The sequence below is a fragment of the Nocardia sp. NPDC059177 genome (genome assembly GCF_042755165.1).
Taxonomy (GTDB): domain Bacteria; phylum Actinomycetota; class Actinomycetes; order Mycobacteriales; family Mycobacteriaceae; genus Nocardia.
In genome coordinates this window covers 53,681-74,391 of record NZ_JBHZBX010000020.1, presented here as the reverse complement: position 1 = coordinate 74,391, position 20,711 = coordinate 53,681, and the positions used below count along the sequence as shown (strand labels likewise).

Genomic DNA, 20,711 nt, shown 5'->3' with positions numbered 1-20,711 from the left:
ATACGGCCGGGTACGTGCAACGAGAGTGAGGGACAGGTTGTCTGCCGCAGCCGGACTGCAGGCCGCGACGGTGAAGCATCCGGATGTGATGGCTCCGGTCGTGTCGCTGGTCGACGAACTGCGGGAACTGGTCCGCTCGGGCGGCCGCGACGACCTCGACGCCCGCCTCGGCATGGTGCGGGCCCGCCTGAGCGATCCCCGGGTGCGCCTGGTGGTCGTGGGTGAACCGCAGGCCGGGATGAGCACGCTGGTCAACAGCATGGTCGGGAGCCCGGTCAGCGCGACCGAGGGCAAGCCCAGCGTTCCGGTGATCGTCGAATACGGGCCGACGCCGACGGCCACCCTGGTCAAGTCGGCGCCGCGCGGCCGGGTCGAACGGGTCCCGGTCGACCCACAGAACCCGGGCCCCGCCCTGACCACGCTCGGCGTGCTGCGCGCGGAGTTCGCCGAGCCGAGCCCTCTGCTGGCCGACGGCCTGGTGGTGATGGACGCGCCCGGCCCGGTCGCCCGCGAGAGTGCGGCGTGGTCGATGATCGCGGCCGCCGACGTGGTGCTCTACGCCGCCGATTCCGCCGCCGAACTCACCGAAGCCCAGCTGGACTACCTGCGCCGGGTCGAGCAGGTGTGTCCCTCGGTGGTCTGCGTGCTCACCAAGATCGACCGCAACCCGCACTGGTCGCTGACCCAGCGCCGCAACCGCGCGCTGCTCGACGGCGCCGGGCTGAACTTCGCGGTGGCGCCGGTCTCGGCACTGCTGCACCAGCAGGCCGCCGACACCGGCGACCAGCAGCGCGATGCCGAGTCCGGGGTGCCCCAGCTCATCGACCACCTGCAGGATTACGTGGTGGCGCAGGCGGATTCGGTCGCCATCGCCGCCGCGGTCCGCGATATCGCGCTGGTCACCGACCAGCTCACCGTCACCCTGCGCGCCGAGGCCGACACCCTGCGCGATCCGCGCCGGCGCGCCGAGATCACCCAGCGTCTGGCCGGGGCCCGCGCCGAGGCCGATCAGCTGCGTCAGCGCACCGCGACCTGGCAGGTGACCCTGGTCGACGGCAGTTCCGAGCTGGGCGCCGACATCGAACACGACCTGCGGCACCGCCTGCGCACCCTGGTCCGCGAGGCCGAGACCGAGATCACCCGCACCGACCCGGCGCGCAAATGGACCGATTTCGCCACCGAGCTCGACGCCCGGATCTGCGAGGCGGTCGAGGAGAACTTCGTGATGGCGCACTACCGCGCCGTGGAGCTCGCCGAGCAGGTGGCCGCGAAGTTCCCGCCGGACAACCGGACTCCGCCGCTGCCCGAGCTGCGCCTGACCGATCCCGGCGAGGTGCTCGATCCGGTGCAGCCGCTGGAGACGCTGGAAAGCGCCAAAGCCAGTGTCGGGCAACAGGCGCTCTCGGCGCTGCGCGGTTCCTACGGTGGCATCCTGATGGTCGGTCTGGCCACCAGCCTGCTCGGCATGTCGCTGGTCAACTGGTATTCGGCCGGCGCCGGTGTGCTGCTCGGTGTGAACGCGCTGTGGGACGACCGGCGCAATCGTAAGCAGCGCAGGCAGGCCGAGGCCAAGGTCGCCGTCGCCCGGCTCGCCGACGACGTGATCTTCCAGGTCGGCAAGGAATCCCGCAACCGCCTGCGCACCCTGCAGCGGGTCCTGCGCGATCACTACACCGAGATCGCCGCCGAGGTCTCGCGCACCGCCGAGGAGGCGCTGCGTGCGGCCGAGGAGACCGGCCTGCGCTACGGCAACCAGCGCGAGCTGCGCATCACCGAGATCGACGCGGGCCTGCGCACCATCGCGGGTCTGCGCGAACGCGCCGAACGGCTGTCGTACTGAATCAGGACCGGTGCGCCGGGGTGTGCGCGGGCTGGAACTGACCCGCGTTGCGCGAGTCCTCGGCGCGGATCACATGGGTGACCGCGTTGATCAGCGCCAGATGGGTGAACGCCTGCGGGAAGTTGCCCAGGTGCCTGCCGGTGCGTGAATCGATCTCCTCGGCGTAGAGCCGCAGCGGACTCGACAACCCGAGCAGCCGCTCGCACAGATGTGTCGCGCGTTCCAGCTCACCGATCTCCACCAGCGCCGACACCAGCCAGAACGAGCAGATGGTGAAGGTGCCCTCCTCGCCCTCGAGGCCGTCGTCGGTGGTGTCGGTGTGGTAGCGCAGCACCAGCCCGTTGACGGTGAGCCGGGTCGCGATCGCGAGCACCGTGGCGCGGATCCGGTGGTCGTCCGGCGGCAGGAACCGGGTCAGCACCGCCAGCAGCAGCGAGGCGTCGAGGGTTTCGCCGCCGTAGGTCTGGGTGAACACGCCCTCGTCGTTGACCCCGTGGGCGAGCACGTCGTCGCGGATCTGCTCGGCGATCGCGAACCACTCCGCCGCGCGCGCGTGCTGCCCGTGCAGCTGCGCCAGGCGGGCGCCACGGTCAAGCGCGACCCAGCACATGATCTTCGACGAGGTGAAGTGCTGCGGTTCGCCACGCACCTCCCAGATCCCGCGATCGGGGGCCCGCCAGTTGGCGATCGCCGCCTGCACCGTGCGTTCCAGCAGCGGCCACAGGTTCTCCGGCACCTGCCCGCGCGACTTCACGTGCAGGTACACCGCGTCGAGCATGGTGCCCCAGATGTCGTGCTGGTCCTGGTCGTAGGCGGCATTGCCGACGCGGACCGGGATCGCGCCGTCGTAGCCGGTCATCGCGGGCAGTTCGTATTCGGTGATGCGGCGTTCACCGCCGATGCCGTAGAGCACCTGCAGTGGCAGCGCGTCGCCGTTCTCGCCGGTGGTGACGTCGTCGAGGAAGGCGAAGAAGTCGTTGGCCTCGCGGTCGAGGCCCAGCGTGTACAGGCCCCACAGCGCGAAGCTGGCATCGCGCACCCAGGTGTAGCGGTAGTCCCAGTTACGTTGTCCGCCAGGGGTTTCCGGCAGGGAGGTGGTGGCGGCGGCGAGCAGGGCCCCGGTCGGCGCGTAGGTCAGGCCCTTGAGTGTCAGCGCGCTGCGCTGCAGATAGCTGCGCCACGGATGGTCGGGGAAGTCACCGAGGGTGATCCAGCGCCGCCAGCATTCGGTCGTCGCCCACATCTTGTTCGCGGCATCGTCGAAGGTCGCCGGGGCGGGCAGCTCGGACCAGGTGAGCGCGACGTACACCTGGTCGCCCTCCGACATCCGGGTGCGGGCACGGGCCTCGCGGCCCTCCAGCCCGAGGCGCAGGTCGGTGGTGAGCACCAGCGACGGGCCGGCGTCGGCGTCGGCGGAAGCCCGCGCGGTCGCCTGCTCGTAGACCTTGCCGGTGTACTCCCACTGCGCGCCGCCCTGGTGATAGTCGAAGGAGGGCTGGCAGCTCATCTCCAGTTCGACGGTGCCGCTGACACACTTCACCATCCGCAGCAGCATGTGCTCGGCATCCCAGTCCATCGGGGTCCGGCGGTGCGTCTTGGAGCGCTGATCGTTGTTGTGCCACGGCCCGAGCACCAGCGCGTCGCGCACGATCAGCCAGCCGGTCTCGGTCTGCCAGGTGGTTTCCAGGATCATCCCGCCCGGCAGATACCGGCGCGCGGCGGGCACATTCTTGCCGTACGGACCGATCCGGAAATGCCCCGCGCTGCGGTCCAGGATCGCGCCGAACACGCTGGGGGAGTCCGGGCGCGGCACGCACATCCACTCCACCGACCCGCTGCTGGCGACCAGGCAGCTGGACTCGCAGTCGGACAGGAAGGCGTAGTCGTCGATCGGCGGGAACGCGCCCCGGCGGCCGCTGCTGGACACCGGGCTCAGGATGGGCAGGAAATCGGCCGAGGGCGGATCGTCGGTGGACGCCATCACCCCATCTTCACGGCAGCGGCGCGCGTCGTCCACCGCGAGCGGCGGCCGGTTGTCGTTCCGTGACCAGCGCGATCAGGGTCCGTGCCGGTGCGCGGGATAGGCTGGCGCTGTGCAACGCATCGCAGGTTGGTGGGACGGCTTCGAGCTCTGGGTGGCCGGGCTCCCCTTCATTCCGCAGTTCCTGGTCGTGCTGGTCGGCATGGTCCCGATCAGCTTCGCCATCGCCTACCTGCTCGATCGTGCGTTGCGCGCGGTCTTCCGGATGCTCGGGCGTGACGACCGGGTCGAGGTGGCTGAACCGCAGCCGGTGCCTGCTGCCGTGCGCCCGACTGTTGGTAGTGGTGCGCGCTGATGCCACGTTCTCGCGTACAGCTCGCTCTTGTCGCTCTGCTGGTGCTGGTTGTCATCGCGTGGTTCTTCACGCGATAACGGGTGCGCGCCGGCGCGGTGTCCGCGCCGGCGCGCTGTGCTAGTTCTTGCGCCAGTCTTCGAAGCGTTTGCCGAGGTCGGCGACCGTGCGGCCGACCTCCTGGCCGACGGTGCTGACCGCTGAACCCACGTCTTTGCCCAGGTCGCGGACGGTGCGGACGAGCATGTCCTCGGACTGGTCGAAGGTTTCGCGGTAGCTGCGGGCGGCCTCTTTGACCTCGTCGCCGATGCGGGCGTTCTTGTCCTGGTCGCGGCGTGGGTAGGTGCCGCCCAGGATCCGGTCGTAGTCGCCGGACTGGATCCAGCGGCGCAGTTCGGCGGCGCGCAGCACCGAGAAGGGGTGCGACTGCAGTTCCAGGTTGAGCAGTTTGAGGACGCCGTCGCGCAGGTCGCCCGAGCGCAGGTAGTCGTCGGCCTGGTCGAGGAAGGCGCCGTGGTTCATCTCCGGCAGCCAGGCGCCGCCCGCGGTCTTCATGTGCACCCGGACCGAGGCCTCCACATCCTGGCAGCACAGCAGACCCGCCCGGTCGCCGGACAACTCCGACTTGCGGCTCCACTCCATCAGCGCCGCCACGATCGCTCGCAGCGCCCAGCCGCCGACCGGCATCCAGCCGACCGAGGCCGACAGCCGCATCAGGTGCATGAGCATCGTGCGGTACACCGCGTGCCCGGACAGCGCGTGCCCGAGTTCGTGGCCGATCACGAAGCGCAGTTCCTCGGTGTCCATCAGTTCGAGCAGGCCGGTGGTGACGACGATGAACGGCCGATCCATCCCGATGGTGAACGCGTTCACCGCCGGGTCCTGCAGCACGAACATCTCCGGGGTGCTCTGCGCGTCGAGCACCCCGACACAGTCGGCGCGCAGTTCGTGCAGCGTGCGGAACTGGCGATCGTCGACGCGCACCGCCGTCGCGAGGTACATCAACCGGTGCTGACGTTCCCGCAGCAACCCCGACAGCGTCCGCAGCACGGTGTCGAAGCCGCTCAGCGAACGCAGGGTCACCAGCGCGGTGCGGTCGGCGGGGTGTTCCCAGGCTCGCGTGCTGATCTCCGGCAAACGCACACGTACCCGGTCCGGCGCAATGGTCATGATGTGAAATCCCCCCTCGGTGTGGAACTCTCGTCGATTCGAATCATCATGTCGCAATCTGCTACAGTCTGCCTGTGTCGTCGAGTGTCGCCCCGCAGATCCGCCATGAATTGGCGTTGATCGCTGTCGGCAACCTCGCGGTCGCGGACATCCTCTGTCGATGATCGGCCATCGAACTCGTCTGCGCGTTCCTGCCCAGTAGACTGGCGCGCGCCTTGTTTTCGCAGTCGTAGTTCGTCACTCCGGGGGCCAGCGGGCCCGAGTCGCGCCAACTGCCGTGTATCCACTACCCGGCAGGTCTACCGATCGACATGTGCGAACCCTGCCGTCGCGACCGACGTCGCCGGCCAGGGTCTTTCCGAAAGGTTCACCCCGATGTCTCGCAACACCTGGATCGGCTCGCGCCGTCGCGCGGCCGCCGTCGCTCTCACCGCGGTCGCCGCGATCGCGCTGACCGCTTGCGGCGGTGGCGCCAGCGATTCGGTCGACGGCGAGGCGACCGCCGACGGCAGCGGCGGCACCATCAACCTCTACGCCTACGCCGTGCCCAAGCCGGGCTTCGACAAGGTCATCCCGGAGTTCAACAAGACCGACGCGGGCAAGGGTGTGCAGGTCCAGGCCTCCTACGGCGCCTCGGGTGACCAGTCCCGCAAGGTCAAGGACGGCGCCGAGGCCGATGTGGTCAACTTCTCGGTCGAGCCCGACGTCACCCGCCTGGTCGACGCCGGTCTGGTCGAGGAGAGCTGGAACGCCGATGCGACCCGGGGCATCCCGTTCGGTTCGGTGGTCACCCTGGTCGTGCGCGAGGGCAACCCCAAGAACATCAAGGACTGGGACGACCTGCTCCGGCCGGGCATCGAGGTCGTCACCCCGAACCCGTTCAGCTCGGGCTCGGCCAAGTGGAACCTGCTCGCGCCGTACGCGGCCAAGAGCGAGGGTGGCAAGAACCCGCAGGCCGGGCTGGACTACCTGACGCAGCTGATCTCGCCCGAGCACGTCAAGGTGCAGCCGAAGTCGGGCCGCGAAGCCACCGAGACCTTCCTGCAGGGCACCGGTGACGTGCTGCTGAGCTACGAGAACGAGGCCATCTTCGCCGAGCGCAACGGCGACCCGATCGAGCACATCAACCCGCCGGTCACCTTCAAGATCGAGAACCCGGTCGCGGTGCTGAAGAACGCCAAGAACCTGGCCAAGGCCACCGCCTTCCGCGACTTCCTGTTCACTCCCGAGGGCCAGCGAGCCTGGGCCGAGGCCGGCTTCCGTCCGGTCGACCCCACCGTCGCCGCCGAGTTCGCCGCCGACTTCCCGCAGCCGGCCAAGTTGTGGACCATCGATGATCTCGGTGGCTGGAAGGCCGTGGACAAGGACCTGTTCACCCAGGACACCGGCAAGATCGCCGTCATCTACGACCAGGCCACCAGGTAGGCCGTGACCCAGCACACACGCGATACTGGACAACTGTGACTGACAGCAGTGGGCCCGCCGGGACCGGGGACACCCCCGATCCCGGCGCTGCCGTAGAACCCGAAAAACCGGCGGTCGCGCTGCCGGGCCGTCGCCGGAGCTGGCTGCGGGTCACCGGCTCGGTGGGCCCGTTCGGCATCGGCGTCGCCGTGCTGTGGCTCAGCGTGATCGTGCTGCTGCCGCTGGCCGCGCTGACCGTGAGCTCCTTCGATGACGGCTGGTCCGGCTTCTGGGACGCGGTCACCGCGCCCTCGGCGCTGGACTCGTTGCGGATCACCCTCGGCGTCTCCGTCGTGGTCGCGATCATCAATGTGGTGATGGGCACGCTCATCGCCTGGGTGCTGGTGCGCGACGACTTCCCCGGCAAGGGCATCGTCAACGCGCTGATCGACCTGCCCTTCGCGCTGCCGACCATCGTCGCCTCGATCGTGCTGCTCTCGCTCTACGGCCCGAACAGCCCGATCGACATCCACCTCAACGCCACCCAGCCCGGTCTGATCGTCGCGCTGGCCTTCGTCACCCTGCCCTTCGTGGTGCGTTCGGTGCAGCCGGTGCTGATCGAGGTCGACAAGGAAGTGGAGCAGGCGGCGCTGTCGCTGGGCGCGAGCAACTGGATCACCTTCCGCCGCATCGTGCTGCCCACGCTGGCCCCGGCGATCATCTCCGGCGGCGGCCTGGCCTTCGCCAGGGCGATCGGCGAGTACGGCTCGGTGGTGCTCATCGGCGGCAACATCCCGCGTGAGACCCAGATGACCTCGCAGTACATCCAGCAGCAGATCGAGGTCGACCGGCCGGTCAACGCCGCCGCGGTGTCGGTGGCGCTGCTGGTGATCTCCTTCGCCAGCCTGCTGGTGTTGCGGCTGCTCGCCGAGCGCACCGCGCGTAAGGAAGAGGCCGCCCGATGAAGCTGTCGCTGTTCACCCGGCTGTCGTTGCGCACGGTCGCGCTCGGCTATCTGGGCGTACTGCTGGTGCTGCCGCTGGTGATCATCCTGCTGCGCACCTTCGAGAACGGGATCGGGGCGTTCATCGACCAGATCACCACGCCCGCGGCGATCTCGGCGTTCCAGCTGTCGATGATCATCGTGGGCATCGTGGTGCCGTTGAATGTCGTGTTCGGCGTGGTCACCGCGCTGGCGCTGGTCCGCAGCAAGTTCCCGGGCCGCAGCCTGGTGCAGGGCATCGTCGACCTGCCGTTCGCGGTGTCGCCGGTGGTGGTCGGTGTTTCGCTGATCCTGCTGTGGGGTGCGGGTGGCTGGTTCGGCGGGCTGGAGAACATCGGGTTCAAGGTGATCTTCAGCCTGCCCGGCATGGTGATCGCGACCATCTTCGTCACCCTGCCGTTCGTGGTGCGCGAGGTCGAGCCGGTGCTGCACGAGATCGGTGACGACCAGGAGCAGGCCGCGGCCACGCTGGGGGCCTCGCGCTGGCAGACCTTCTGGCGGATCACCCTGCCCGCCATCCGCTGGGGCCTGACCTACGGCGTGGTGCTGACCGTGGCCCGCGCGCTCGGCGAGTTCGGCGCGGTGATCATGGTCTCGACGGCGATGCCGGGCAAGTCGCAGACCCTGACCCTGCTGGTGCACGGCCGCTATATCGACGACCACAACACCTTCGGCGCCTACAGCGCGGCCACGCTGCTGATGGGCATGGCCCTGGTCGTACTCCTTCTGATGACTCTCCTCGAACGCAAGCGGGGCACCGAATGATCACCGTGACCAACGCGCGCAAGAACTACGGTTCCTTCGCCGCTCTCGACGATGTCAGCATCGACATCCCCTCCGGCGAACTGACCGCCCTGCTCGGCCCGTCCGGTTCCGGCAAGTCGACGCTGCTGCGCTCGATCGCCGGGCTGGAGTCGCTGGATTCGGGCATCGTCCGGATCGCGGGCAACGACGTCACCCATGTGGCGCCGCAGAAGCGCGATATCGGTTTCGTCTTCCAGCACTACGCGGCGTTCAAGCACATGACGGTGCGCGACAATGTCGCCTTCGGCTTGACCATCCGTAAGCGGCCGAAGAAGGAGATCGACAAGCGCGTCGACGAACTGCTCGGCATCGTCGGCCTGGACGGCTTCCAGCACCGGTATCCGGCGCAGCTGTCCGGCGGTCAGCGTCAGCGCATGGCGCTGGCCCGTGCGCTGGCCGTCGACCCGCAGGTGTTGCTGCTCGACGAGCCGTTCGGCGCGCTGGACGCCAAGGTCCGCACCGATCTGCGGCAGTGGTTGCGCCGGCTGCACGAGGAGGTTCATGTGACCACCGTGCTGGTGACCCACGATCAGGAGGAGGCGCTCGACGTCGCCGACCGGATCGCGGTGATGAACAAGGGCCGCATCGAGCAGGTCGGCTCCCCGGAGGACGTCTACGACCGACCTGCCAACGAGTTCGTGATGTCGTTCCTCGGCGCGGTCGCCCGGCTCAACGGCCACCTGGTGCGCCCGCACGACATCCGCATCGGCCGCGATCCGAGCATGGCGCTGGCCGAGCACGAGGGCACCGCGGAGTCCGCCGGGGTCACCAGGGCCACCGTGGAGCGCATCGTGCGGCTGGGCTTCGAGGTGCGCCTGGAACTGCGCAACGCGGCCACCGGTGACCAGTTCGCCGCCCAGGTGACCCGGGGCGATGCTGCGGCGTTGCGGCTGACCGAGGGCGAGACGGTTTACGCACGCGCCACGAAGCTCCCGGATCTGCCCGCGACCTGATCCACCGATTCCCGGCCGGGCCCCGCGACACGACGTCGCGGGGCCTCTGTCGTGTGGCCGGTCGGGTCATGGACCGCCGGTCGTGGTCGATCGCCGCAGGTTGACCGGTACCGGCGGTCCGTTTCCCGCCGTGACGCGCTCGGCCGGGGAGAATTTTCGCCGTCTCACCACACGCCGTGGACGACTGTCCATGACGCAGTGTCACAGGTAGAGCCATTTTTACTGGTGAGTAGCTTTTTCGGTGGCAGTTTCGACGCGCCGAAGGGGTCAATTCGAGTCGTTCGCAGAGTTGACGTGACTCCTCGTAGGTGTAACTATTGGAAACAGTAAACGTCCCTTGAGGAGAGGCAGTGACGACGATGTCTGCGCCCACCACCCCTGACGTCGATCCCGTAGTCGCGGAGGCTCAGGCGTACGCCGAGAAGTTGCTGATGCTGTCGGAGGCGTCGGTCGACCGCCACTTCGACCCGTTCGAGGACATCGACTGGGACAACCCCGAGTTCGACCCGGACCACAAGCCCGAGCGCTGGGTCCTGGTCACCTCGGCCGACCCGATCGGCCGTCACCCCTGGTACCAGGCGCTGCCGCTGGATCAGAAGATCGAGATAGGCAAGGTGCGCCAGGCCAATGTCGCCAAGGTCGGCCTGCAGTTCGAGGCCATCCTGATCATCGGCATGATGCAGCACATCTTCAACCTGAAGAACAACGATCCGGAATTCCGGTACTGCTCGCACGAGATGATCGAAGAGCACAACCACACCCTGATGTTCCAGGAGATGGTCAACCGCGTCGCCGACGTGCCGGGCATGAACCCGCTCGTGCGTCAGCTGCGCCACCTGGCAGCCCCGGCCGGCGCGCTGTTCCCGAACTTCTTCTTCATGGCCGTGCTCGCCGGCGAGGAGCCGATCGACCACATCCAGAAGGACATCCTGCGCTCGGGTGACGACATCCACCCGATCATGCGCGGCGTGATGGCAATCCACGTGGCCGAGGAAGCTCGCCACATCTCCTTCGCCCACGAGTTCCTGAAGAAGAACGTGCCCGCCCAGCCCGCCTTCAACAAGGCCGTGCTCTCGGTGGCCATGCCGATCATCATGTTCGTGCTCGGCCGCGCCATCGCGACCCCGCCGAAGACCTTCTTCAAGCAGTTCGACATGCCGGCCGAGGTACGCAAGGAACTGTTCTACGGTTCCAAGGAGGCCAAGCAGGTCTTCGCCGACTACTTCATCGACGTGCGCGCGCTCGCCGAGGAGATCGGCCTGATGAACCCGATCGCCAAGCGGGTGTGGAAGCTGCTCGGCATCGACGGCCCGTCCAGCCGGTACCGTTCGGAGCCCAAGCGCTCCGCCAAGCACGCAGCAGCCTGAGACGGTAGCGACATGCCCTACGTTGTCACCCAGTCATGCTGTAGTGACGCCTCGTGCGTCTACGCGTGCCCGGTCAACTGCATTCATCCCACCCCGGACGAGCCGGACTTCCTCACCGCGGAGATGCTCTACGTGGACCCGGCGGCGTGTGTGGACTGTGGCGCCTGCGCCACCGCCTGCCCGGTCGACGCGATCACCTCGTCGAAGAAGCTGACCGCGGAGCAGAAGCCGTTCATCGAGATCAACGCCGACTTCTACCGCGTGCAGCGCGATCGGCCGACGCTGGCCCGCCCGGTGATGCCGCCCGCGATCGACACCGAGCGCTCGCCGCTGCGGGTCGCCGTGGTCGGCTCCGGCCCGTCGGCGATGTACGCCGCCGACGAGCTGCTGACCCAGCCCGGCGTCTCGGTGACCATGTTCGACCGGTTGCCGCAGCCCTACGGCCTGGCCAGGCTCGGTGTCGCGCCCGATCACAAGCGCACCCGCAAGGTCGCCGACCTGTTCGACATCATGAGCGAGCAGGACGACTTCGGCACCTACCTCGATGTCGAGATCGGCAAGCACATCAGCCATGCCGAGCTGCTCGAGCACTTCCACAGCGTGATCTACGCGGTGGGCGCGTCCGCGGACCGCAAGCTGGGCATCCCCGGTGAGGGCATGCCCGGCAATGTGTCGGCCACCGACTTCGTCGCCTGGTACAACGGCCACCCCGAGCACGCCGACGACCGGTTCGACCTGGACCAGAAGCGCGTGGTCATCGTGGGCAACGGCAATGTCGCCCTCGATGTCGCCCGCATCCTGACCGTCGACCCGGCGACCCTGGCCGCCACCGATATCGCGCCCTACGCGCTGAAGGCGTTGCGCGAGAGCAAGATCGAAGAGGTCGTCATCCTGGGCCGGCGCGGTCCGGCCGAATCGGCTTTCACGGTGCCGGAGTTCGTCGGCCTGCTGGCCGCCGATATCGACATCGCGATCGAGGGCGAGCTGCCCGAGGTCACCGCCGACCTGCCGTACAAGGTCGAGCAGAAGCTGCGCCTGCTGCACAGCGTCGCGAATCGCCCGTTCGGCGCGCGTAAGCGCATCGTGTTCCGCTACCTGTCCTCGCCGGTGGAGATCGCCGGCACCGACACGGTGACCGGGGTGCGGGTCGAGCGCAACGACCTGGTCACCGATGCCGAGGGCCGCACCAGTGCGGCGCCCACCGGTGAGATCGACCTGCTCGAGGCCGGCGTCGTGCTCACCTCGGTCGGCTACCGAGGGGTGCCGACCAAGGATCTGCCGTTCGACGACGCGCGCGGGGTCATCCCGAACGCGCAGGGCAGGGTCCTGTCCGCGCCGGGTGGCGAGGTCGTCCCCGGTGCCTACGTCACCGGCTGGATCAAGCGTGGCCCGACCGGCTTCATCGGGACCAACAAGTCCTGTGCGCAGGAGACCGTCCAGCAGCTGGCCGCGGACTTCAACCGTGGTGCGTTGCGCGCTCCGGCACGCAGTGCGCAGGAGTTCGACCGCCTGGTGCGGGCCCGTCGCCCGCAGGCTGTCGCCGGTGGCGCCGCGGCACCGCGCGAGGGCTCGATCAAGCGGCTGTTCGCGCGCAGCAGCTGACCTACCCGCATCGAAGGCCCGTCATCGCAGATGGCGGGCCTTCGACGTGCTCACTGCGCGGTGAAACCGCCGTCCACCGCGACCGCGGCCCCGGTGACGAACGAGGCCTCGCCGCTGAGCAGGAACGCGCACAGCGCCGCGATCTCCGTGGGCTGGGCGATCCGCCCGATCGGGTGCAGTGCGGCGATCGCGGCCTCGCCCTCGGGGGTGGCGCCCATCGAGGAGCGGAAGGCGGGGGTGTCGACCGCGCCGGAGACCAGCGCGTTGACCCGCACGCCCGCGGCCGCGGTCTCCAGCGCCACCGACCTGGTCAGCCCGATCACGCCATGTTTGGCCGCCGCATAGGGTGCCACCGAGGCCATCCCGACGACGCCGAGATTGGAGGCGTTGTTCAGGATCGCGCCGCCACCGGAGGCGATGATCGCGGGCACCTGATGCCGGAGTCCATGGAAGACCCCGGTCAGGTTGAGGTCCAGGTCCGCCCGCCAGGCCGCCTCATCGATCTCGGCGATCGGGCCGAACGCGTTGATCGCGCCTGCGTTGTTGAACGCGGCGTCGAGCCTGCCGTATTCGGTCAGCGCGGCCTGGGTGAGCCGGGCCGCGTCGGCGTCGACCGTCACGTCGGTCGCGACGAACAGCGCGCGTCCGCCCGCGGCCCTGATCTGCTCGGCGACCTGCTCGCCCTGGTCCTTGCCGCGTGATCCCAGCACCACGGCGGCGCCCTCGGCCGCGACGCGCAACGCCAGCGCCCGGCCGATGCCCGAACCGGCGCCGGTGACGAGGACGACCTGGTCTGCGAAACGAGTGGACATGCGAATTCCCTTCTCTGCCTTGGCTATCCGGAGCCGTATCTGTTCGTCTCCGTGGCTCCAGTCAACGGGCCGCGCTGTCGCGCCGCTGGCGGGAATTCGTCGTTGCGTTGACGTGTCATCGGAATATGCGTGTACTTCTCGGCGCGGCACCGCATTTCGCTGTCAGGAAAACCTTCTCGGCATCAAATGAATTGATTACCAGTCGGTAAGTCCATTCGGATGCGGCTAAAACAAACCGGAAGAATGCAATTCGGCGACGTGTCAGGTGATTACTCTCCGGTAGCTGAATCTCGGAGTCTGTCAGTCGATTTGACACCGTCCAGGGGACTGGACGGTTGTCCGTATGCGTACTCACCTGCGGTGATCCCCTAACAAGGGCCGAAGGTCACGTCTTTCGTATCAATCACGCAGCAATTCCTCGGATGCCCGGTTAATCTGTGCGAGCTGTTTGGAAGACGACCGCGGCCACATGGTGCGCTCGCGTGCTGGACGTGGTCACGGTGCGTTGACGGGATAGCAAAAAACATGACCAGAGGTCTGGGCTTGAGTATCGGTGCGGTCAATGCGATTTCGGCGGTGATCGCCGACGATCCGGCCAAACCGGCGGTGCGTACACGGCGCACCGCACTCACTTTCGACGACGCGGGGCGGCCCCGCATCGGCGCGATCAACGACTTCGCCTCGGCGATCACAGATTTCGCCGACCTGAGCCGCGAACCGGAGCCGATGGTGATCGGCGGGCGGTTCTATTCGGCGACCAACCTGATCGCCGCGGTCGTCACCGGTCTGATCGAGCTGACCGAACCGGCCGCGGGCATCGTGCTCACCTATCCGGCGGTGTACACCGACAAACAGGTGTCCCTGCTCGGGCAGGCATTACACCTGGCGGGTGCGGGCCAGGTGCTGCTCGCGCCGGAGCCGGTGGCCGCCGCCGAATGGCTCGAAACCGAAAACGGTCCGCTGGACCCGGGTTTCGTCCTCGTCTACGACCTGGGCGCCACCAGCCTCGACCTCACCGTGCTGCGCGTCGGACCCGACTGGCCGAACCACCCGATGGTCGGACCGCCGGTACGGTCCACCGACTTCGGCGGAAAACCGCTGGGGGAGATGGTCGCTCGCTACGCCGGAGAGCCACGCGGCGGTCGCGCGACCCAGACCCTCACCGCCATGGTGAACATCGAAGCCCTGCGCAGCGAGCACATTCGCGACACCTTCCCGCTGGTCAGCAAGACGGTCGCGGCCGCGGGGCTGCGGCTGGCCGATCTCTCCCGGATCATGCTCGTCGGTGGTGCGACGCGCGCGCCCGAAGTCACCCGGACCCTGGCCGAACTCGGGGTCCCGCTGGTCACCGTCGCCGATCCCGGCCAGGTCGTCGCGTCCGGTGCCGCGGCGCTGGCCGCGCGCACCTTCGCCCCCGTGCAGCCCTCCGGTGGGGCCGGACCCAATGTCGCCGTCTTCTCCAGCGCCGCGGTGGTTTCCGCACTCGCCATGTCGGCGATGACGGTGTTCGGCAGCCCGTTCGATCCCGGCCTGACCCCCGTGCTCGACCGATTCCCGGCCCTCGGCGCACCGGCCGACGCACTGCTCTACGACATGAGCGCCGACCTGGTCGCGGCCCGCAACGCCGGCCTGCTCAGCGCCATCGACCCGGTCACCGGCCGGGTCGCCGTGGCGGGCGCCACCGCCGTGACCGCGGCCCGCACCGCCTACGAACGGTTCATCGGTGGTGCCGAGGCCGCCGGGGAGTCCGTCGGTGGCGGCGAACGCGGTGGTTCCGGCCAGCCGAGCACCGGCGACGACTGCCGCTCACCGCTGCTGGCCAGATCCACCTACGGCAACCCGGCCACCTTCATCAATCCCTTGCCCTTCGCGAACCGCACCCAGCCGGACAACACCCCCACCGACCCGGGCAGCCCCGACCTCTCCGATCTCGGCCCGATCGCCGGCCCCGGTCCGATCACGGGAACCCCGTCGGTCCCCGGTACTCCGTCGACGCCCGGTGCCCCGACATCGCCCGGATCCTCGACCCCCGGGTCCTCCATCCCCGGCGTCCCCGCCTCGGACACACCGTCCGGCGGCACCACGATTCCGGGCGCCGGCGACATCGGCACGCCCGGAACCTCCGCCGGCACAGCACCTTCCGGCCCTCAGCCGGGAACCGGTACCTCTCCGGGTGGAACCGATGGTTCGACCGACGGCGGTGCGTCCACCGGGGGAGGTGCGTCCACCGGCGGGTCGACCGGTGGTTCGACAGGCGGCGCAGGTGATGGGGGGGCGTCCGGCGGTGGTGCCTCGGGTGGCAGCGATTCGGATGGTGCCTCGGGTGGGGGTGCGTCCGGCGGTGGTGCCTCGGGTGGCAGCGATTCGGATGGTGCCTCGGGTGGGGGTGCGTCCGGTGGCGGGGCTTCGGGTGGTGGCGGTTCCGGTGATGCTTCCGGCGGTGGTGCTTCCGGCGGTGGCGGAGGCGGCGGTGATGCATCAGGTGGGGGCGGTGGCGCTTCGGGCGGCGGCGATTCCTCCGGTGGCGGAGGAGCTTCCGGCGGCGGAGGTGCCTCAGGTGGTGGCGCCTCGGGTGGTGGTGGATCCGGTGGCGGTGCCTCGGGCGGTGCGTCCGGCGGTGGCGATTCCTCCCGTGGTACCTCGTCGGGAGGTACTTCCTCCGGCGGTTCGTCCTCGACCGGCGGTTCGTCCTCGGGCGGCTCGACGGGCGGTTCGTCCTCGGGCGGCTCCAAGGGCGGTTCCTCAACCGGCGGCGCATCCTCCGGCGGCTCGAAGGGCGGCGGCGCAGGCGGTGGCGGTGGTGGCGGCGGTGGTGGTGGTTCCCGCCGCTGATGCGTAGCGGCTCGGGAGTCGTGGCAACCTCACGATCGGTACGCAGCGGACCGTACTTCGGCGGGTAGGTCTGCGTGTCTGAGCACAGTGCGCAGTGGTCTGTTCCTCGACCGGCGGTTCGTCCTCCGGCGGCTCGAAGGGTGGCGGCGCAGGTAGGGGCTCTCGTCGTTGCTGCCGAGCGGCTCGATAGCTGCGGCGACTTCACGATCGCTACTCAGAGGAAAGGACTTCGATCTCTGTCCTGCGTGGCTGCGCGCAGTGCTCAGTGCGGGGTTGGTGGACTCGGGTGGTTGTCGCCGCCGGCAACGGCGCCCGTCGATGGCGAGGCGTTGCGGGTCGCCCGAGACGATGGTCGATTCGGAATCGGAACGCGGGTAGGCGTGCGGCTGACCCTGGGGACAGGTTCACACGAATCGACCGCCCGGGTGGTGGTCGCGCGTCGGTGTCGAAGCGGCCGCACTGTGTCGGCTGAAGCCTTTGTCGCTGAGGAAGATCTGGTCCGCCATGGTTTGGGCAATCGTGTAGGTGGCCGGATTGTGCTGGTGGGTCGGGTAATTCGTGGTGATTCGGCGTGTATCGGATCGGGGCCGCGCAGGTCAGGGTGCTGAAACCGAGGTGGGTGTCGGTGGGGGCGGGCACAATGGGCTGGTGGCTGTACTCGGGGGAGCGCCGGAACTGATTGCGCTCGATGTGGATGGGACCCTGCTGGCGACAGGGTTCGCGGTGCGCGCGCGGGTGGTCGCGGCGGTGCGGGCGGCGGTGGCGGCGGGCGCGCATGTCGTGGTGACCACGGGTCGCACGCTGCTCACGACACGGCCGGTGCTGCACGAGCTGGGGCTCACCGAGGGACATGCGTTGTGTTCCAACGGGGCCGTGCACATCGACGTTGCCAGGGGCGAGCCGGTCGCGGTGCAGGCGTTCGATCCGGGACCGGCGGTCCTGGCGCTGCGTGCGCTGTTCCCGGCGATGATCTTCGCCGCAGAACGGGTCGGTGTCGGGACCTGGGCGACCGGACACGGCCCGGGGGAGTTCTCGATCGGGGAGTTCCAGCTCGTCGACCATCAGGTCCTGAGCAGCGAACCGACGCCCCGGCTCAACGGCTGGTGGCCCGACGGATCCCCGGAGGAGATGCTCCGGCTGCTGGCGTCGCTGGAGGTGCCGGACGCGTCGTGGGTGCACGGCGAGTTCGGTCCGTGGCTCACCGTCTCCCGGCGCGGGGTGTCGAAAGGCTGGGCGCTGGAACGGCTCCGGCGCGCACTGGGTATCGCACCGGATGCCACCCTCGCCATCGGCGACGGCTTCAACGACCGGGAGATGTTGCGCTGGGCAGCGCATTCGGTCGCGATGGCCGGATCGCCGGACGACGTACTGGCCCTGGCCGACGAGGTCACCGGTGACGTCGCCGAGGACGGCGTCGCCACCGTCCTCGAGCGCTGGTTCGGTTAGCGCGCCGCCGCCGTCATGGCGACGAAGTGCGGGTTGCTCATGATGCCCAGCACGTTCCCGAACGGATCCAGCACCGCCGCGGTCGCGAATCCCGCACCGTCACCACGCTGGGTGATCGGCTCGTACTCGGTCGCGCCGAGCGCGAGCAACCGGTCGAACGTGGCCGCCAGATCGTCGACGTGCCAGAACACCACACCGCCACCACCGGGCGCGTGCCGCGCGCCGGCCGGAGCGTAGGCGCGATTGATGATGCCGAGTTCGGCCTGCATCGGTCCCACCCGGAACTCGTAGTATCCGCCGGGCACCTCGTAATACGGGGCGAGGCCGAGGAATTCGGTGTACCAGTCCTTGGCGGCGGCGAGATCGTCGGCGTAGTAGGTGGTGGTGGCCATTCCGCGCAGCATGGGGAGCTCCTGGGTAGTCGGTGTGATGCGAACAAGATTGCCAGTCAAAGTGCGCAACGAATGAGCACTTTTATGGGCAGAATCGAAGGATGCGAGCGGACAGACTGGTGGCCACCCTGCTGTTGATGCAGGCACGTGGCCGGGTGACGGCGGCCGAGGTCGCCACCGAACTCGAAGTATCGGTCGCGACGGCCCGCCGGGATCTCGAGGCCTTGTCCGCGGCGGGCATCCCGGTGTATCCGCAGCCCGGCCGGGGTGGCGGATGGTCGTTGATCGGCGGTGCCCGCACCGACCTGTCCGGCCTGACCGCGGGGGAGACCCGGGCCCTGTTCCTGCTGGCCGGTCCGGCCGCTCAGGCCGCGCCTGAGGTGAAATCGGCCCTGCGCAAACTGGTGCGCGCACTCCCACAGACCTTCCGTGCCGACGCCGCTGCCGCCGCCGACGCGGTCGTCGTCGACCCGGCGCGCTGGGGACGTCCGGACCCCGAACAACCTGTCCTGCTCACCGACCTCCAGCGCGCGGTCGTCGACCGGCATCGGGTGCGGATCGGATACCAGCGCGCGGGGGTGCGGACCGAGCGCATCGTCGAACCGTGGGGTCTAGCCGAGAAGGAGACGATCTGGTATTTGATCGCGGGCACCGACCACGGGCAGCGCACCTTCCGTCTCGACCGGATCACCGAGGTGACGACGCTGGACGAAATATATGCTTGCCCAGTGGATTTCGATCTTCCCGAGGAGTGGTCGCGAATCGTCACCCGCATGGAGGAGCGCCGCGCCGCCGTGGCCGCCACAGTGCTGGTCTCGGCTGCCCTCGCCCCGATCCTGGCCGACCAGCAGGGCCGCAACTGCACCCTGCTCGGCCCCGCCGACGACGGCCGGGTCCGGGCCCGGATCACCGCGGACACGGCGAAGATGGTCGCCCGGCAGCTCGCGGGTTGGGGCGCCGATGTCGAGGTCGTCGGTCCGCCTGCGGTGCGGGCGGAACTAGTCACGCTGGGCACCGAGCTGGTGCACGGCAACAGCTGAGCGCAACCGTTGGCGACATGTCCGTCCGCTCGCCACCTCGGCCGCGGCCCAGCTGGTCGTGAATTGGATGAGATCGGCGCTCAACACTGCCAGACCCATCGCCGGGACTCCGAGCGCTGTGGTGAGATACCGGTGGCGGACGTTCGGTACTGGTCGCGCTCGGTCGATCCCGAAGTCCCGCGGCGGGTGTCGGCTGATCGCGCGGGCGAATCGGTGGCGGACCGGATTCGGTGCTGGTCGCGTGCGGTGAATCGCGGAGGCCCGCGGCGGGTGTCGGCTGATCGTGCGGGTGTTTCGGTGGCGGACCGTTCGCGGGGATCGGCGCGGGCGGTCGATCGTGGCCCGCAGTGGGTGTCAGCTCATGGCGCGGGCGTAGCGGGCTGATGCCAGGACGGCGTCGATATCGATCGGCAGGTCCGGGTTCGCGTTCTGCAGGTCGAGGAATTCCGCCCGCACGTCGTCGAGTGTGGGGTTACGTGCCGCGACGACGAGTTCGTGCCGTACGTAGTCGCTCACCGGCTGGGCTGACGCCGCCGCTCGTCGGCACAGGACTTGCCAGGTGTTCGCGGGCAGGCTGTACACCGTTGTCAAGGCCGTCGCGTGCGCGTCGATCACCGGTGCCGGGGCACGGTGCTGCTCGACGAAACGCACGACGGCGTCGATGGCCACGGGACGCTCGGCGATGCGGATCAGTTCCGCGCGTACCTGTTCGGTGATCGTGGATCCCGCGTGCCGGGCGCGGCGGGCGAACAACGCGGTGACGGCCTGCGGAAGATCTTCGAGCAGTAGCGATGCCATTCCTGCACAGTACGGACGGTTCAGGTGGCGCGACAAGGGATCGGGCGGCTCGGCTGCCGTCCGATCCCTTGTCGCGCCACGGTGATCAGCCCGCGGAGAGGGTGAATGCCGCGGTACGGACCACGTCCTTGTGCCGGAAGTCGAGGAACAGGCGGTAGGTGCCGGGCCCGGGAACCGCGGTGTGGAAGGTGATCTCTGGTCCCGCCGGGGTGATGCCGTCGCCGGGTTCGCCGTTCGGGTGCACGTGGACGTAGGCGAGATCGCCGGCGCGCAGGATCACCAGGTGGCCGAAGGCGGCGAGGTAGGGCTGCAGATCCGTCACGGGTGCGCCGTCTTTGCGGACGGTCAGTGTCAGGAGTTCGCCCTCGGTCCGCAGGTCGGCGTCGACGGTGACCTCGTAGCCGTCCACCTCGGCTCGTCGCGCCACCGCCGGAACCGGTTGCGGTGCATAGTGTCCCGCGACAGCGAGGTCGGCGCCCAGGGTGATTGTCCGGCCGAGTGCCCGGGGTGCGATATCGGTGAACACCCGGTAAGCGCCCGCCTCGGGCAGATTCACGCTGATCACCCAGGTCCCGTCGTCCTCACGCCGCGGGTGTACATGCCAGAACCCGGTCAGCTCCCGCCGCGCCACGATCAGATGCAGCTCCCGATCGTGAATCGGATCGAACTCGGTCACCGCCACCCCGTCGGGCCCGAGAATCCGGAACCGGAAGTCGATATCCCCCGGCCGCGCGATCACGGTCTCCAGGTCCAGCGTGTACCCATCCTGCGAAACCTGCAGCCCACCCGGCACCCCACCACCGTGCCCGGCGTGGGCAGCGTGCCCGGCGTGGGCAGCGTGCCCGGCGTGGGCAGCGTGCCCGGCGTGGGCAGCGTGCCCGGCGTGGGCAGCGTGCCCGGCGTGGGCAGCGTGCC

Annotated in this window: 18 protein-coding genes; 12 read left to right on the top strand and 6 right to left on the bottom strand. The window is 69.0% G+C overall.

Annotated features, from left to right (window positions below; all coding sequences use genetic code 11):
- Positions 1–37 precede the first annotated feature (37 nt).
- Positions 38–1,840, top strand: coding sequence for a hypothetical protein (locus tag ACFXK0_RS23115; protein ID WP_379412754.1), 1,803 nt, complete (start codon positions 38–40; stop codon positions 1,838–1,840).
- A 1-nt stretch (position 1,841) separates the two neighbouring features.
- Here the strand turns inward: ACFXK0_RS23115 and ACFXK0_RS23110 are convergent, their stop codons facing one another.
- Positions 1,842–3,821, bottom strand: coding sequence for a glycoside hydrolase family 15 protein (locus ACFXK0_RS23110; protein ID WP_379412753.1), 1,980 nt, complete (start codon positions 3,819–3,821; stop codon positions 1,842–1,844).
- A gap of 112 nt (positions 3,822–3,933) precedes the next feature.
- Between ACFXK0_RS23110 and ACFXK0_RS23105 the strand changes: the two genes are divergently transcribed.
- Complete coding sequence (locus tag ACFXK0_RS23105; RefSeq protein WP_379412752.1) at positions 3,934–4,176, top strand: hypothetical protein; 243 nt, start codon at positions 3,934–3,936, stop codon at positions 4,174–4,176.
- Between the two features lie 117 nt (positions 4,177–4,293).
- On the opposite strand, the gene ACFXK0_RS23100 is transcribed toward ACFXK0_RS23105, so the two are convergent.
- Complete coding sequence (locus ACFXK0_RS23100) at positions 4,294–5,343, bottom strand: M48 family metallopeptidase (RefSeq protein ID WP_379412751.1); 1,050 nt, start codon at positions 5,341–5,343, stop codon at positions 4,294–4,296.
- A gap of 74 nt (positions 5,344–5,417) precedes the next feature.
- Here ACFXK0_RS23100 and ACFXK0_RS23095 point away from each other — a divergent pair, with 74 nt between their 5' ends.
- The 7 genes from ACFXK0_RS23095 to ACFXK0_RS23065 all read left to right on the top strand — a co-directional run bounded on the left by ACFXK0_RS23095 (position 5,418) and on the right by ACFXK0_RS23065 (position 12,476).
- Positions 5,418–5,507, top strand: coding sequence for an Ms4533A family Cys-rich leader peptide (locus tag ACFXK0_RS23095; RefSeq protein WP_019045829.1), 90 nt, complete (start codon positions 5,418–5,420; stop codon positions 5,505–5,507).
- A gap of 211 nt (positions 5,508–5,718) precedes the next feature.
- Positions 5,719–6,768: a sulfate ABC transporter substrate-binding protein gene (locus tag ACFXK0_RS23090; RefSeq protein WP_379412750.1), complete on the top strand. Its 1,050-nt coding sequence runs from the start codon at positions 5,719–5,721 to the stop codon at positions 6,766–6,768.
- A gap of 119 nt (positions 6,769–6,887) precedes the next feature.
- On the top strand, positions 6,888–7,712 hold the full coding sequence (cysT, locus tag ACFXK0_RS23085; protein ID WP_379412822.1) for a sulfate ABC transporter permease subunit CysT: 825 nt from the start codon (positions 6,888–6,890) through the stop codon (positions 7,710–7,712).
- Positions 7,709–8,515: a sulfate ABC transporter permease subunit CysW gene (gene cysW, locus ACFXK0_RS23080; RefSeq protein ID WP_379412749.1), complete on the top strand. Its 807-nt coding sequence runs from the start codon at positions 7,709–7,711 to the stop codon at positions 8,513–8,515. Before cysT ends, cysW begins: the two co-directional genes overlap by 4 nt.
- Complete coding sequence (locus tag ACFXK0_RS23075) at positions 8,512–9,507, top strand: sulfate/molybdate ABC transporter ATP-binding protein (RefSeq protein WP_379412747.1); 996 nt, start codon at positions 8,512–8,514, stop codon at positions 9,505–9,507. Before cysW ends, ACFXK0_RS23075 begins: the two co-directional genes overlap by 4 nt.
- A gap of 359 nt (positions 9,508–9,866) precedes the next feature.
- Positions 9,867–10,874, top strand: a complete 1,008-nt coding sequence (locus tag ACFXK0_RS23070) for a diiron oxygenase (protein WP_379412821.1) — start codon at positions 9,867–9,869, stop codon at positions 10,872–10,874.
- A 12-nt stretch (positions 10,875–10,886) separates the two neighbouring features.
- A complete protein-coding gene (locus ACFXK0_RS23065) occupies positions 10,887–12,476 on the top strand; it encodes an FAD-dependent oxidoreductase (protein WP_379412746.1) in 1,590 nt (529 codons plus the stop codon).
- 50 nt (positions 12,477–12,526) lie between these two features.
- On the opposite strand, the gene ACFXK0_RS23060 is transcribed toward ACFXK0_RS23065, so the two are convergent.
- Positions 12,527–13,288 (bottom strand): glucose 1-dehydrogenase, encoded by a 762-nt coding sequence (locus tag ACFXK0_RS23060; RefSeq protein WP_379412745.1) that lies wholly within the window; start codon positions 13,286–13,288, stop codon positions 12,527–12,529.
- Positions 13,289–13,813: 525 nt separating this feature from the next.
- Here ACFXK0_RS23060 and ACFXK0_RS23055 point away from each other — a divergent pair.
- Complete coding sequence (locus ACFXK0_RS23055; RefSeq protein ID WP_379412744.1) at positions 13,814–16,120, top strand: Hsp70 family protein; 2,307 nt, start codon at positions 13,814–13,816, stop codon at positions 16,118–16,120.
- Between the two features lie 648 nt (positions 16,121–16,768).
- Positions 16,769–17,566: an HAD family hydrolase gene (locus ACFXK0_RS23050; RefSeq protein ID WP_379412743.1), complete on the top strand. Its 798-nt coding sequence runs from the start codon at positions 16,769–16,771 to the stop codon at positions 17,564–17,566.
- Here the strand turns inward: ACFXK0_RS23050 and ACFXK0_RS23045 are convergent.
- Positions 17,563–17,970 (bottom strand): VOC family protein, encoded by a 408-nt coding sequence (locus ACFXK0_RS23045; protein WP_379412741.1) that lies wholly within the window; start codon positions 17,968–17,970, stop codon positions 17,563–17,565. The two genes, ACFXK0_RS23050 and ACFXK0_RS23045, sit on opposite strands and share 4 nt — an antisense overlap.
- A gap of 89 nt (positions 17,971–18,059) precedes the next feature.
- Here ACFXK0_RS23045 and ACFXK0_RS23040 point away from each other — a divergent pair, with 89 nt between their 5' ends.
- Complete coding sequence (locus tag ACFXK0_RS23040; RefSeq protein WP_379412740.1) at positions 18,060–18,998, top strand: helix-turn-helix transcriptional regulator; 939 nt, start codon at positions 18,060–18,062, stop codon at positions 18,996–18,998.
- 354 nt (positions 18,999–19,352) lie between these two features.
- Here ACFXK0_RS23040 and ACFXK0_RS23035 read toward each other — a convergent pair whose 3' ends face one another.
- Both ACFXK0_RS23035 and ACFXK0_RS23030 read right to left on the bottom strand, forming a co-directional pair.
- The gene (locus tag ACFXK0_RS23035; RefSeq protein ID WP_379412738.1) at positions 19,353–19,796 is read right to left on the bottom strand and encodes a hypothetical protein; all 444 of its coding nucleotides are present in this window, start codon (positions 19,794–19,796) and stop codon (positions 19,353–19,355) included.
- 85 nt (positions 19,797–19,881) lie between these two features.
- Positions 19,882–20,711, bottom strand: an 830-nt coding sequence (locus ACFXK0_RS23030) for a hypothetical protein (protein WP_379412737.1), incomplete at its 5' end; no start/stop codon positions are given.